The organism is Streptomyces sp. NPDC002309 (assembly GCF_053593375.1).
This window is the reverse complement of record NZ_JBSFCI010000005.1, coordinates 222,380-237,256: the sequence shown is the minus strand read 5'-3', so window position 1 is coordinate 237,256 and position 14,877 is coordinate 222,380. Positions and strand designations below refer to the sequence as shown.

At 69.4% G+C, this 14,877-nt stretch carries 6 protein-coding genes, 1 tRNA gene and 1 rRNA gene; 7 read left to right on the top strand and 1 reads right to left on the bottom strand.

Translation table 11 applies throughout. The features are described from left to right. The first annotated feature begins 159 nt into the window (after positions 1-159). The 3 genes from rrf to ACWCPM_RS06980 all read left to right on the top strand — a co-directional run bounded on the left by rrf (position 160) and on the right by ACWCPM_RS06980 (position 1,221). A 5S ribosomal RNA gene (gene rrf, locus ACWCPM_RS06990) occupies positions 160-276 on the top strand. Between the two features lie 114 nt (positions 277-390). Beyond that, the gene (locus ACWCPM_RS06985) at positions 391-1,053 is read left to right on the top strand and encodes a DegT/DnrJ/EryC1/StrS family aminotransferase (RefSeq protein WP_450975094.1); all 663 of its coding nucleotides are present in this window, start codon (positions 391-393) and stop codon (positions 1,051-1,053) included. Between the two features lie 95 nt (positions 1,054-1,148). Beyond that, positions 1,149-1,221: transfer RNA gene (locus ACWCPM_RS06980), tRNA-Thr, on the top strand. Positions 1,222-1,267: 46 nt separating this feature from the next. On the opposite strand, the gene ACWCPM_RS06975 is transcribed toward ACWCPM_RS06980, so the two are convergent. Further along, the gene (locus ACWCPM_RS06975) at positions 1,268-4,030 is read right to left on the bottom strand and encodes a SpoIIE family protein phosphatase (RefSeq protein WP_450975087.1); all 2,763 of its coding nucleotides are present in this window, start codon (positions 4,028-4,030) and stop codon (positions 1,268-1,270) included. Between the two features lie 403 nt (positions 4,031-4,433). On the opposite strand from ACWCPM_RS06975, the gene ACWCPM_RS06970 reads away from it, so the two are divergent. The 4 genes from ACWCPM_RS06970 to ACWCPM_RS06955 all read left to right on the top strand — a co-directional run bounded on the left by ACWCPM_RS06970 (position 4,434) and on the right by ACWCPM_RS06955 (position 14,807). Beyond that, a complete protein-coding gene (locus ACWCPM_RS06970) occupies positions 4,434-9,872 on the top strand; it encodes a HAMP domain-containing protein (RefSeq protein ID WP_450975086.1) in 5,439 nt (1,812 codons plus the stop codon). Positions 9,873-10,111: 239 nt separating this feature from the next. Beyond that, on the top strand, positions 10,112-10,792 hold the full coding sequence (locus ACWCPM_RS06965) for a response regulator (RefSeq protein WP_450975085.1): 681 nt from the start codon (positions 10,112-10,114) through the stop codon (positions 10,790-10,792). A gap of 185 nt (positions 10,793-10,977) precedes the next feature. Beyond that, on the top strand, positions 10,978-13,692 hold the full coding sequence (locus ACWCPM_RS06960) for a DNA translocase FtsK (RefSeq protein ID WP_450975084.1): 2,715 nt from the start codon (positions 10,978-10,980) through the stop codon (positions 13,690-13,692). A 275-nt stretch (positions 13,693-13,967) separates the two neighbouring features. Further along, positions 13,968-14,807, top strand: a complete 840-nt coding sequence (locus ACWCPM_RS06955; RefSeq protein WP_450975083.1) for a helix-turn-helix domain-containing protein — start codon at positions 13,968-13,970, stop codon at positions 14,805-14,807. Positions 14,808-14,877 lie beyond the last annotated feature (70 nt).

Here is a 14,877-nt window from a genome sequence, read left to right as displayed (position 1 = left end):
GTTGATAGGCCGGATATGGAAGCACGGTAACGTGTGGAGTTGACCGGTACTAATAGGCCGAGGGCTTGTCCTCAGTTGCTCGCGTCCACTGTGTTGGTTCTGAAACCACGAACAACCGTCGTAGCCTTGTTATGGCTCCGGTTGGCAGTTTCATAGTGTTTCGGTGGTCATAGCGTGAGGGAAACGCCCGGTTACATTCCGAACCCGGAAGCTAAGCCTTACAGCGCCGATGGTACTGCAGGGGGGACCCTGTGGGAGAGTAGGACGCCGCCGAACAAATATTGAAAGAGTTGGACCCGGAACTTCGGTTTCGGGTCCAACTCTTTTTTGTTGTGCGTCACTTGAAGTTCACGTTGCGCAACCACGATCCGCAGCATGGGTACTGCTGCAATGCTCAGGGCCGCTGGTGTAGGTGCCGGTGACGAGGTCATCGTGCCGGCCTTCGGGAACATCGAGGTCTCCGAAGCGGTGACCCTGGCGGGAGCCCGCCCGGTGTTCGCCGACATAGACCCGGTGTCCTACTGCCTCGACGCGTCCGCGGTCGAGGCGGCCGTGACCCCGCGTACCGCTGCCGTGGTCGTGGTCCATCGGTTCGGCCGGCCGGCGGATGTCGCCGGGCTGCATGCCGTGGGGCAGCGGCACCGGCTGCTGGTGCTGGAGCAGGGGGAGTGCGAGGCGCCGTCCGACGAGGTGGCGCAGCGTCGGCAGCGGGCGGCCTACCTGGACGCCAAGTTGCGGGGTGTGCACACGCCGGAAGGCGGTGCCGGGCATACCTATCAGCAGTACGTGGTGCGGGTTCCCGGCAACGGGCGGCCCGACCGGGACGCGTTCGCACGGTCCCTGGGCGCCAGGGGAGTTGGGTGCTGGGTGCCGGTGAAGACGCCGGTGCACCGACTGCCCGCGTTCCGGGAGTGTGTGGCCCTGCCGGAGACGGAACGGGCCGCCGAGGAGACGCTCGCACTGCCGGTGAACCGTGACCTGACGAAGCGGGACATGCAGCGGATAGCGTCCGCGTGCAACGCGCTCGGTGGACTGTTGCAGCCCGCGTTCTGATCGTCTCTGGGACGGTCGGTGCTGGTTGGGAGCAGCGGCCTGTTCGGGGTATGATCTATTCCGTTGCCGCGAGGGAAACCCCAAGATGGTGACCGGCCCCCATAGCTCAGTCGGCAGAGCGTCTCCATGGTAAGGAGAAGGTCAACGGTTCGATTCCGTTTGGGGGCTCCGACACAGAAGGCCCCCGCCCTTTGGGCGGGGGCCTTCTTGCTGTTCAGACGTTGCTCAGGCCGTTCTGGAGGCCGGGGACGCGCATCGCCAGGATCGCCATGTCGTCGGACGGGGCGTCCGAGGCGAAGCGTTCCACCGCGCGCATGATGCGGGCCGCGACGGCGCCCGCGGTGAGGCCGGTGCAGGTGGTGAGGACGTCGGCGAGGCCGTCGTCGCCCAGCATGCGGTTGCCCTCGCGGCGCTCGGTGACGCCGTCCGTGACGCAGAGGAGGACGTCGCCGGGGTCGAGGGTGACCGTCTGCTCGTAGAGTTCCAGGTCCTCCAGTACGCCGAGCAGCGGCTGGGGTTCGGCCGCGGCTTCCACCGTGCCGTCCTGGCGTAGACGCAGGGGGAGCGGGTGGCCGGCGCAGACCACCTTGAGTTCGGCACTGCCGTCGTCCTGCGGGCGCATCTCGCCGTACAGCAGGGTGAGGAAGCGGCTGCGGGCGCCCTCGTCGAGGATGGCGGAGTTGAGGCGCTGCAGGACCGCCGGGCCGCTGAGGCCCTCGCGGGCGAGCAGGCGCAGGGCGTGCCGGGCGAGGCCGGTGACGGCCGCCGCGTTGGGGCCCGTGCCGCAGACGTCGCCGATGGCGAAGCCGTACGCGCCGTCGCGGATGGGGAACAGGTCGTAGAAGTCGCCGCCGACCTCGTTGCCCTCGCCGGCCGCGCGGTAGATGACCTCTACCTCGACGCCGTCGACCACGGGGAGTTCGGGCGGCAGGAGGCTGCGCTGGAGGGCCTGGCTGATGGCGGTGCGCTCGGAGTACAGGCGGGCGTTGTCCAGGGCCAGGGCGGCTCGGCGGGAGAGGTCCTCGGCCAGTTCCAGGATCTCCTGGCGGAAGTGCTCGTCGGTGGGCTTGCCGAGGGTGAGCATGCCGATGACGCGGTTGCGGGCGACCAGGGGCAGGACGACGGTCTCGCCGCCGACCGCGGACGCCGTCGCCAGTGTCGTCCCGATGCCGGAGCTGACCGTGGCGGGTTCGTTGAGGCCCAGGCTGCGCATGGAGATGCGCAGGGCCGCCTGGTGGGAGGCTTCCGCCGGGGCCGACCAGACACGGGCGCCGGGGGTGGTCACGGGGTCGGGCGGGGCGATCTTCGACAGCAGTGACTTGATGCCGTCGATGAGTTCCTCGTCCTCGTGCAGGACGTACGAGAGATACGGCTCGGAGGCCTGGTCGGCGATCGTGTAGACGGCGCACCAGGTGGCCAGGGTGGGGACCGTCATCTGGGCCATCAGGGCGAGTGTCTGGTCGCGGTCCAGGGTGCCGGCGAGCAGGTCGGAGGCCTCGACGAGGAAGCTGAGCGAGCCGCGGCGCAGGCGTTCGAGTTCGCCGAGGCGGGCCGACTCGACGGCCAGGGCGATGCGGTCGGCGGCGAACTGGAGGCGCAGTGCCTCCTCGTTGGAGTACCTGCTCGCGCCCTCCGCCGCGACGCCGAGGGAGCCGGTGAGGCGGCCCTCGACCTTGAGCGGGACCGTGACGACGGAGCGCATCCCGGTGCCGTTGAGGAGCGGTACGGCGCCGGGGACGGCCGCGAGGTCGTCGTGGACGGCCGGCATGCGGGCCGAGCCGTAGCGGCCGGGGCCCGCCTCGACGGGGACGCGGGCGAAGCGCTGGCGGGCGGAGGGCAGCCCGGTGGATGCGCGGACCTCCAACTCCGTCTCGTCGTCGGTGGCGAGGAGGAGGAACGCGGAGTCGCCGTCGAGCATGTCGCGGGCGCGTTCGACCGTGCGCTGCAGGAGGCCGTCGAGGTCGTCCGGGGCCGGGGAGCCGATGAAGACCTCGAAGGGGTCGGTGCTCTGGCCCTCGGAGGAGGTCGGCGCGTCGGACGCCGTGATGCGCATCGGCGTCTGGAGGACGGCCCGTTCGTGGTCGCGGACGAGCAGGCAGACGGTGGAGGGTTCGCCGGCGGTGTCGCGGACGCGGAGGTGGGAGGCGTACACCGGCACGACCCGGCCGCCGGCGTCGCGGATACCGTAGCTGCCCTCCCAGCGGGAGAGTTGCAGGGCCTCGGCGATACCGGTGCTGGTGCCCGGGGTGTGCGGCCAGGCGGCGAGGTCGGTGAGGGGTTTGCCGGTGACCTGTTCGCCCTGGTAGCCGAAGAGTTCCTCGGCGTCCTCGTTCCAGGCGGTGATGGCGCCGCCGCGGTCGATCTGGACGACGGCGACGCGGACGCGGCCGTCCGCCAGCGGGAGCAGGTCGGCGGGGAGGGACGGGCCTGCGGTACGGGTGCCCACGGCGCGTTCGGGGAGGTCGAGTTGGAACCAGACCTGCTTGTGGGTGGGCGTGTAGTCGACGCCCCAGCGGCCGGCGAGCGCCGCGCACAGCTGGAGACCGCGGCCGCCCTCGCGGTCGGGGCTGCCCATGTTGACGGCGTAGCCCTGGAGGGGGACCTCGCGTTCCGGGTAGTGGTCGGCCACCTCAATGCGGACGCCGCCGTCGAGGCGCAGGCAGAGCACGTCCGCGGTGGTGCCGGCGTGGACGACGGCGTTGGTGACCAGTTCGCTGGTGAGCACCACGGCGTCGTCGATGACGTCGGCGTGGCCCCAGCCCTGGAGCGTGTCGCGGACGAAGGAGCGTGCGGAGGCGACCGAGCGGCCGACGGGCTCGAAGCTGGCGGCCGCGCGCGCGGTGATCACAAAACTCCTCGATCTGCTCTCGACGTGCTGGGCCGCGGTGCCGGCCGGCTCGCCGCGCGTCTGCGTCGGCAGGCCGCTCGACGGCCCGGGTTCCGGGGGCTGTCCCCCGGGGATCAGTCCGGTGGTCATGTGTGCGGCCGCCCCTCCGATGCCCGCTCGTTCTCGTGCCACCGCCCAGGCCGGACGGAACCGGTGCGGCTGGACAGCCGCATGCAAGGTTACTTACCTTCGCGGTTCATGCGGATGCCGGACCGCAGTGTTTCCGTCCGGAGGGTGTGCGGACGATGTGCGAAGCTGCCGAACTGTTATGGCCTGGTTCGGCCGGGGTGAAACACTGGGCAGGCTTGTGATGGAGGTAGGGCAGGGAGAGTGCGGTGCGCCTTCGGCGGGCAGCAGCCCCTGGTGCGGTCTTTTGCCTCCTGGTGGGATTGACGGCTGGTGCCACCGGGCGCAGATGTGCAGTAGTGAGCGATATGTCGAGCGGCGGCAGCCGAGCACAGCAGTGATGGTCGACCCCTGCGGGAGGGACACAGTGGAGTCTGGCGCAGCGACGCGGGGCACGAAGCCGCGCGCGAAGGGCGGACAGTCCCCGAGCGGCCGGAACGGGACCACAGAGGTGGACACGGCTGCCCTGAACCGGCTGAAGGCGGCCCTGGTGTCGATGCGGGACGGGAACTTCCGCAAACGGCTGACGGTGTCCGGCGACGGCGTGATGGCGGAGATCGCCGCCCTCTTCAACGAGGTGGCCGACCGGAATCTGCACCTCACGGGTGAGCTGTCCCGGGTGCGGCGTGTCGTGGGTCGTGAGGGAAAACTCACGGAGCGGCTGGAGACGGGTGCCTGTGAGGGCTCGTGGGCGGCCGCGATCGACGCGTCGAACGCGCTGGTCGACGATCTGGTGTGGCCGGTTTCCGAGGTCAGCCGGGTGCTGTTCGCGGTGGCCGAGGGTGATCTGGCGCCGCGGATGGAGCTGCGGACGAACGCGCCCGACGGGAGCGGGCATCCGCTGCGCGGCGAGTTCCTGAAGGTCGGTCGGACCGTCAACAACCTGGTCGACCAGTTGTCGACGTTCACCGACGAGGTCACACGTGTGGCCGGTGAGGTGGGCACCGAGGGCAAGTTGGGCGGGCAGGCCCAGGTGCGCGGTATGTCCGGTTCGTGGAAGGACCTGACGGAGTCGGTCAACACGATGGCGGACCGGCTGACCGCGCAGGTGCGGGACATCGCGCTGGTGACCACCGCGGTCGCGAAGGGTGATCTGTCCCGGAAGGTCACGGTTCATGTGGCCGGCGAGATGCTGGAGCTGAAGGAAACCGTCAACACGATGGTGGATCAGCTCTCCGCGTTCTCCTCCGAGGTGACGAGGGTCGCCCGCGAGGTGGGTACCGAGGGCGAGCTGGGCGGTCAGGCGCAGGTGCCCGGCGTGGCCGGGGTGTGGAAGGAACTCACCGACTCCGTCAACACCATGGCCGGCAACCTCACCGCGCAGGTGCGCGGCATCGCCGAGGTGACGACCGCGGTCGCCAACGGTGATCTCTCGCGCAAGGTGACCGTGCAGGCGCGCGGCGAGGTGGCGCAGCTCGCCGAGACGATCAACCAGATGACCGAGACGCTGCGGATCTTCGCGGACGAGGTCACGCGTGTGGCCAACGAGGTCGGCGGGGAGGGGCGGCTCGGCGGTCAGGCGAACGTGCCGGGTGCCGCGGGGACCTGGAAGGACCTGACGGACTCCGTGAACACGGTCTTCCGGAACCTGACGACGCAGGTGCGGGACATCGCCGCGGTGACGACGGCGGTCGCCAGCGGTGACCTGTCGCAGAAGGTCACGGTCGACGTGGCCGGCGAGATGCTGGAGCTGAAGAACACCGTCAACGGCATGGTGGACCAGCTGTCCGCCTTCGGTTCCGAGGTCACGCGCGTGGCGCGGGAGATCGGTGACGAGGGTGAACTGGGCGGTCAGGCGCAGGTGCCGGGCGCGGCGGGGACCTGGAAGGACCTGACGGACTCCGTCAACACGGCGTTCCGCAACCTCACCGGACAGGTGAGGAACATCGCCCAGGTGACGACGGCGGTGGCCAACGGCGACCTGTCGCAGAAGGTCACCGTGGACGTCTCCGGCGAGATGCTCCAGCTGAAGAACACCGTGAACACGATGGTGGACCAGCTGTCCTCGTTCGCCGACCAGGTCACGACGATGGCCCGGGAGGTCGGTACCGAGGGGCGGCTCGGCGGCCAGGCGCGCGTGGACGGCGTCTCGGGTACATGGAAGGAGCTGACCGACTCCGTCAACTCCATCACCGGCAATCTGACGGCCCAGGTGCGGCAGATCGCCCAGGTGACGACGGCGGTGGCGCGGGGTGACCTGTCGCAGAAGATCACCGTGGACGCGCGCGGGGAGATCCTGGAGCTGAAGAACACCGTCAACACGATGGTGGACCAGCTCTCCGCCTTCGCCGATCAGGTGACCCGGGTGGCCCGCGAGGTGGGTACGGAGGGGCGGCTGGGCGGTCAGGCGCAGGTGCCCGGCGTCGCCGGTGTGTGGCGCGATCTGACCGACTCGGTGAACGGCATGGCCGGCAACCTGACGGCTCAGGTGCGGCAGATCGCGCAGGTCGCGACGGCGGTGGCGCGGGGTGACCTGTCGCAGAAGATCACCGTGGACGCGCGCGGGGAGATCCTGGAGCTGAAGAACACCCTGAACACGATGGTCGATCAGCTCTCCTCGTTCGCCGAGGAGGTCACGCGTGTGGCCCGTGAGGTGGGTACCGAGGGCAAGCTGGGCGGCCAGGCCGAGGTGCAGGGCGTCTCCGGCACCTGGAAGGACCTCACCCAGTCCGTCAACTTCATGGCGAACAACCTCACCGTGCAGGTGCGCAGCATCGCCGACGTGACGACGGCCGTCGCCAAGGGCGACCTGTCGAAGAAGATCACCGTTGACGCCAAGGGCGAGATCCTCGAGCTGGTCACGACGGTCAACACGATGGTGGACCAGCTGTCGTCCTTCGCCGACCAGGTGACCCGGGTGGCCCGTGAGGTGGGCACCGAGGGCATCCTGGGCGGCCAGGCGCACGTGCAGGGTGTCACGGGCATCTGGAAGGACCTCAGCGACAACGTCAACCTGATGGCCAAGAACCTGACGGTCCAGGTGCGGAACATCTCGCAGGTCGCGGCGGCCGTCGCCAACGGCGACCTGACGAGGACGGTGACGATCGAGGCGCGTGGTGAGGTCGCTCAGCTCGCCGATACCTTCAACACGATGGTGAAGACGCTGAGTTCGTTCGCCGACCAGGTCACCAAGGTGGCCCGCGAGGTGGGCACGGACGGCATCCTCGGCGGTCAGGCGCATGTGCCGGGCGTGGCCGGTACGTGGAAGGACCTCACCGAGTCGGTGAACCAGATGGCGTCCAACCTGACCGGTCAGGTGCGCAACATCGCCATGGTGACGACGGCCATCGCCAAGGGCGACCTCACGAAGAAGATCGACATCGACGCGCGCGGTGAGATCCTCGAACTGAAGACGACCATCAACACGATGGTGGACCAGCTGTCCTCGTTCGCCGAGGAGGTCACACGTGTGGCCCGTGAGGTGGGCACGGAGGGGCAGCTGGGCGGCCAGGCGCGGGTGCGGGACGTCGACGGCACCTGGCGGGACCTGACGGAGTCCGTGAACGAGATGGCCGGGAACCTGACCCGGCAGGTGCGTGCCATCGCGCGCGTGGCGACGGCGGTGACCCGCGGCGACCTGAACCTGAAGATCGACGTGGACGCCTCCGGCGAGATCCAGGAGCTTCAGGACTACATCAACAAGATGATCGCCAACCTGCGCGACACCACGATCGCGAACAAGGAGCAGGACTGGCTCAAGGGCAACCTCGCCCGGATCTCCGCGCTGATGCAGGGCCGCCGGGACCTGGCGGACGTTGCTTCGCTGATCATGAGCGAGCTGACGCCGGTGGTCTCCGCGCAGCACGGCGCGTTCTTCCTGGCGCTGCCGCCGGCCGACAACTCCGGCAAGGACGACCAGTACGAGCTGCGGATGCTCGGCTCGTACGGCTACTCGATGGGCTCCATGCCGACGTCGTTCCGGCCCGGTGAGGCGCTGGTCGGCACCGCCGCGCAGGAGAAGCGCACGATCCTCGTGGAGAACGCGCCCAGCGGCTATCTGAAGATCTCCTCCGGGCTCGGCGAGGCGCCGCCCGCGCAGGTGATCGTCTTGCCGGTGCTGTTCGAGGGCAAGGTGCTCGGCGTGATCGAGCTGGCTTCGTTCACGCCGTTCACGCAGATCCAGAAGGACTTCCTGAACCAGATCGCCGAGATGATCGCGACGAGCGTCAACACCATCTCCGTCAACACCAAGACGGAGGTGCTGCTGAAGCAGTCGCAGGAGCTGACCGAGCAACTGCGGGAGCGCTCCGCCGAGTTGGAGAACCGGCAGAAGGCCCTCCAGGCGTCCAACGCCGAACTGGAGGAGAAGGCCGAGCTGCTGGCCCAGCAGAACCGCGACATCGAGGTGAAGAACACCGAGATCGAGGAGGCGCGGCAGGTCCTGGAGGAGCGCGCCGAGCAGCTCGCGGTGTCGATGCGCTACAAGAGCGAGTTCCTCGCCAACATGTCGCACGAACTGCGTACGCCGCTGAACTCGCTGCTCATCCTGGCCAAGCTGCTCGCCGACAACGCGGACGGCAACCTCACGCCGAAGCAGGTGGAGTTCGCCGAGACGATCCACGGGGCAGGCTCCGACCTGCTCCAGCTGATCAACGACATCCTGGACCTGTCGAAGGTCGAGGCGGGCAAGATGGACGTCTCGCCGACGCGTATCGCGCTCGTCCAGCTCGTCGACTACGTGGAGGCCACCTTCCGGCCGCTGACCGCGGAGAAGGGCCTGGACCTGTCCGTACGGGTCTCCCCGGAGCTGCCGGCCACGCTGCACACCGACGAGCAGCGGCTGCTCCAGGTGCTGCGCAACCTGCTGTCGAACGGCGTGAAGTTCACCGACTCCGGATCGGTGGAGCTGGTCATCCGCCCCGCCCGCGACGACGTGCCGAAGGCGATCCGGGAGCAGTTGCTGGAGGCCGGGTCGCTGACCGGACCGGAGGCCGGGCTGATCGCGTTCTCGGTGACCGACACCGGCATCGGGATCGCGGCCGGCAAGATGCGGGTGATCTTCGAGGCGTTCAAACAGGCGGACGGAACGACCAGCCGCAAGTACGGCGGTACGGGTCTCGGTCTGTCGATCTCCCGGGAGATCGCGCAGCTGCTGGGCGGTGAGATCCACGCGCAGAGCGAGCCGGGGCGCGGTTCCACCTTCACGCTGTACCTGCCGCTGCACCCGAGCGAACTGCCCCCGAACGGCTACCAGCAGCTGTCGCCCGCCGCCCCCGTGGCGGAGCTCACCGAGTGGCCGGAGCCGGCCGGGCCGGCGGTCGAGACGCCGGCCGAGGTGAGGTCGTACCGCGAGACCCAGAACGGCGCCGCGGCGCTCTTCCGGCGGCGGCGCCGGCTCACGCCCGGGGTCGAGCGGCGGGCCCTGTCCCAGGAGCCGTGGCAGGGTGTTGAGGCGGACACGGAACCCCTCCCGCGCACGGGCATCCGGTTCGGGGGTGAGAAGGTGCTCATCGTCGACGACGACATCCGCAACGTCTTCGCTCTCACCAGCGTCCTGGAGCAGCACGGGTTGTCCGTGCTGTACGCGGAGAACGGCCGTGAGGGCATCGAGGTGCTGGAGCAGCACGACGACGTGGCGGTCGTCCTGATGGACATCATGATGCCCGAGATGGACGGTTATGCGACGACGACGGCGATCCGTCGGATGCCGCAGTTCGCCGGGTTGCCGATCATCGCGCTGACGGCGAAGGCGATGAAGGGCGACCGGGAGAAGGCGATCGAGTCGGGTGCGTCAGACTATGTGACGAAGCCGGTCGACCCCGACCATCTGCTGGCCGTGATGGAGCAGTGGATGCAGGGCGAATGAACGGCGGATGTCGGTGGGGAGTTGCTGACTCAGCGTGCGCGTAGCCGTGTACGGGCGCGGGATTCGGGGAACCTTCTGGTCCCCTGCCGCGTTTCTGCTACGTACACAGTGACATCGCGGTGACAGGGTGTGGCGACGAGCGGGGTGCGGCTACGATGACCGGCACGAGGATGGGCGGCGCAACGGAGTCGTCCCACGGGGCGGCGCCCGGTGCACTGCCGGGGCGAGGAGGGCGGGCCATGGTGCAGAAGGCCAAGATCCTCCTGGTCGATGACCGGCCGGAGAATCTGCTGGCGCTGGAGGCGATCCTCTCTGCGCTCGATCAGACGCTGGTGCGGGCATCTTCCGGGGAGGAAGCGCTCAAAGCGCTGCTCACGGACGACTTCGCGGTCATTCTGTTGGACGTCCAGATGCCGGGAATGGACGGTTTCGAGACCGCCGCGCACATCAAGCGCCGCGAGCGGACCCGGGACATCCCGATCATTTTCCTCACCGCGATCAACCATGGCCCCCACCACACGTTCCGGGGCTACGCGGCCGGCGCGGTGGACTACATCTCCAAGCCGTTCGACCCGTGGGTGCTCCGTGCGAAGGTCTCCGTCTTCGTCGAGCTCTACATGAAGAACTGCCAGCTGCGCGAGCAGGCCGCGCTGCTGCGGCTCCAGTTGGAGGGCGGCGGCAAGGGCGCGGTCGGGGGCGGGAAGGAGGCCGCCGGGCTGCTCGCCGAGCTGTCGGCGCGCCTCGCGGCCGTCGAGGAGCAGGCCGAGGCGCTCTCCAAGCAGCTCGACGACGAGGCCGCGGACGCGGCGGCGGTGGCCACGGCGGCCCATCTGGAGCGCAAGCTCACGGGGCTGCGGCGGGCACTGGACGCGCTGGAGCCGGGCACCGGCGGGTCTCCCGTGCTGCCGTCGCAGAATTGACGGCGGGCCGGGCCGAGTTGCTGCCCGCCCGCCCACCGCAGTGCACGGCGGCGACCCGCGGTGGGCTTCCGTACGACTCCCGCTCATGAGCCCGCGTCAGTTTCGTGCCTGCGCAAGGGCGACACGAACGGGTGAAGCAGGAGGCACACGTGTCCCCTGTCGTCTCCACCGGTAATCTCACACCCATGGCCTCACGTCCCTCCGCAGCCAAGAAGCAGCCCGCCAAGAAGGCTGCCGCCGCCGCGAAGGCCCCGGCGAAGAAGGCCGTCGCCAAGAAGCCCCCCGCGAAGAAGGCGCCGGCCAAGAAGGCCCCGGCGAAGAAGGCCGCGCCCCAGCCGGCACCGAGCCCGACCGGTGGCGTCTACCGGCTCGTGCGCGCGCTCTGGCTCGGCCTGGCGCACGCCGTGGGGGCCGTCTTCCGCGGCATAGGGCAGGGCGCCAAGAACCTCGACCCCGCCCATCGCAAGGACGGCGTCGCGCTGCTGCTGCTCGCGCTCGCGCTGATCGTCGCCGCGGGCACCTGGTCCAACCTGCGCGGTCCCGTCGGCGACCTCGTGGAGATACTGGTCACCGGCGTCTTCGGCAGGCTGGACCTGCTCACGCCGATCCTGCTCGCGGTCGTCGCCGTGCGCTTCATCCGCCACCCCGAGCAGCCCGACGCCAACGGACGCATCGTCATCGGACTGTCCGCGCTGCTGATCGGCGTGCTCGGACAGGTCCACATCGCGTGCGGCTCGCCCGCGCGCAGCGCCGGCATGCAGGCCGTACGGGACGCCGGCGGCCTGATCGGCTGGGGTGCGGCGACCCCGTTGACGTACGCCCTGGGCGAGGTGCTCGCCGTACCGCTGCTGGTGCTCCTGACGGTCTTCGGGCTGCTGGTGGTCACGGCCACGCCCGTCAACGCCATTCCGCAGCGGCTGCGGCTGCTCGGCGTGAAGCTCGGTGTGGTCCGGGAGGCCGAGACCTACGAGGAGGAGTACTCCGAGGACGACGAGCGCTACGAGGAGCAGTGGCGCGAAGCCGTCCCCGGGCGGCCTCGCGGACGCGGGCGGGCCCCGCAGGCGTACGACCCCGACGGCGCCGAGCAGGAGGCACTCTCCCGGCGTCGCGGGCTCAGCAGGCGCTCGTCGGTGCCGCAGCCCGAGGGAGGGCGGCGGCGCGACGCCGTGGACGTCGCCGCGGCGGCCGCGGCCGCGCTGGACGGCGCCGTGCTGCACGGCATGCCGCCCTCGCCGATCGTGGCCGACCTCACCCAGGGCGTCAGCGTGGGCGACCGCGCGGAGACCACGCCGACCCCGACGCCGGTGCCCGCCGCACGTCCCCAGCAGGAGAGGATCGAGGCCGGCGTCCCCGACCTCACCAAGGCGCCGCCCGCGCAGAACCGCGACCTGCCGCCGCGCGCCGAGCAGCTCCAGCTGTCCGGCGACATCACCTACTCCCTGCCGACGCTCGACCTCCTCACGCGCGGGGGCCCGGGCAAGGCGCGCAGCGCCGCGAACGACGCCGTGGTGGCCTCGCTGACGACGGTCTTCACCGAGTTCAAGGTCGACGCCGCCGTCACCGGTTTCACGCGCGGGCCGACGGTGACGCGCTACGAGGTCGAGCTCGGGCCCGCCGTGAAGGTCGAGCGGATCACCGCGCTCACCAAGAACATCGCGTACGCCGTCGCCAGCCCCGACGTGCGGATCATCAGCCCCATCCCCGGCAAGTCCGCGGTCGGCATCGAGATCCCGAACACCGACCGCGAGATGGTCAACCTCGGCGACGTGCTGCGCCTCGCGGAGTCCGCCGAGGACGACGACCCGATGCTGGTGGCCTTCGGCAAGGACGTCGAGGGCGGGTACGTCATGCACTCGCTGGCGAAGATGCCGCACATGCTGGTCGCCGGAGCCACCGGTTCCGGCAAGTCGTCCTGCATCAACTGCCTGATCACCTCGATCATGATGCGGGCGACCCCGGAGGACGTCCGGATGATCCTCGTCGACCCCAAGCGCGTCGAACTGACCGCCTACGAGGGCATCCCGCACCTGATCACGCCGATCATCACCAACCCGAAGAGGGCCGCCGAGGCGCTCCAGTGGGTCGTGCGGGAGATGGATCTGCGCTACGACGACCTGGCGGCGTACGGCTTCCGGCACATCGACGACTTCAACCGTGCCGTGCGCGAGGGCAAGGTCAAGCCCCCCGAGGGCAGTGAGCGGGAGCTCCAGCCGTACCCCTATCTGCTGGTGATCGTCGACGAGCTCGCCGACCTGATGATGGTGGCGCCGCGCGACGTCGAGGACTCGATCGTGCGCATCACGCAGCTCGCGCGCGCGGCCGGCATCCATCTGGTGCTGGCCACGCAGCGGCCGTCGGTGGACGTGGTCACCGGTCTGATCAAGGCGAACGTGCCGTCGCGGCTGGCGTTCGCCACCTCGTCGCTCGCGGACTCGCGCGTCATCCTCGACCAGGCCGGCGCCGAGAAGCTGATCGGCAAGGGCGACGGGCTCTTCCTGCCGATGGGCGCGAACAAGCCGACGCGTATGCAGGGCGCGTTCGTGACCGAGGAAGAGGTCGCGGTCGTCGTCCAGCACTGCAAGGACCAGATGGCACCGGTCTTCCGCGAGGACGTCACCGTCGGCACCAAGCAGAAGAAGGAGATCGACGAGGACATCGGCGACGACCTGGACCTGCTGTGCCAGGCGGCCGAGCTGGTCGTCTCCACGCAGTTCGGGTCCACCTCCATGCTCCAGCGCAAGCTGCGCGTCGGTTTCGCCAAGGCCGGACGGCTGATGGACCTGATGGAGTCACGGAACATCGTCGGTCCGAGTGAGGGCTCCAAGGCGCGTGATGTCCTGGTGAAACCCGATGAGCTGGATGGCGTGCTGGCCGTCATCCGTGGGGAGTCTGAAGGCTAGGCAAGCGGGTCACGCTCGTCGGCTCGCCGCACAAAATTGTTCGATCGTGACTCACCCGTAAGGGATCATTGAGCAACCGTTTCCCCGCGTCGCACGTCAAGTTGAGGGAAGCGACAAGCACCCGCCGCATCATTCGTCAAGCACCACCCCCGTCATCGGGACGTCGAGCCATACAGATGGCGTACAAAGTCCCTCCGCCGGGTTGCCTCACCCTTTTGCACCCCCCCTAGACTGAACATCCAGCACAGGTGGCTACACGCTCGAAAGGCGCCCCCGTGTCCATCGGCAACTCCCCTGAAGACGAGCGTCCGTTCGAAGACGTTTCCGAGGAAGCCCGTACCTCCATCGGCCGTGCCCTGCAGCAGGCGCGCATCGCCGCAGGGCTGACCGTCGATGACGTCAGTACCGCCACCCGGGTCCGCATCGGCATCGTGCACGCCATCGAGGCGGACGACTTCGCGCCCTGCGGCGGCGACGTCTACGCGCGCGGGCACATCAGGACCCTGGCCAAGTACGTCCACCTGGATCCGTCCCCCCTCCTCGCACAGTACGACGCCGAGCGCGGCGGCAGGCCCGCCCCGACGCCGGCGGCGCCGCTGTTCGAGGCCGAGCGCATCCGTCCCGAGCGGCGGGGGCCCAACTGGACCGCGGCGATGGTCGCCGCCATCGTCGCCGTGATCGGCTTCGTCGGCTTCACCCTGTTCAAGGGCGACGGCGAGGACGGTTCCAAGACTCCGGTCGCGGAAGGCGCCAAGCCCTCCGACGGGAAGACCGCCTCGCCGTCCGCCGACGCGGCCAAGCCCACCGACGCCAAGCCCGACCCCACCGAGAGCGCCATCGCGGCCGCGCCCCGGGACAAGGTCACCGTCCAGGTCAGCGCCACGGACGGCCGCAGCTGGATCTCGGCCAAGGACCACAACGGCCGGCTGCTGTTCGACGGCCTGCTCAAGCAGGGCCAGTCCAAGACCTTCCAGGACAGCTCCAAGATCAACCTGGTGCTCGGCGACGCGGGTGCCATCCAGCTCTATGTGAACGGCAAGAAGATCGAGGACGACTTCCGGCCCGGCGCCGTGGAGCGGCTCACGTACACCAAGGGCGACCCGCAGGCCGGATAGGCGGCCCGTGCGGGGGAGCGGTGTCGACGGGGTTGGCCAAGATCGGCCAACCCCGTCGACGTGGGGTGTC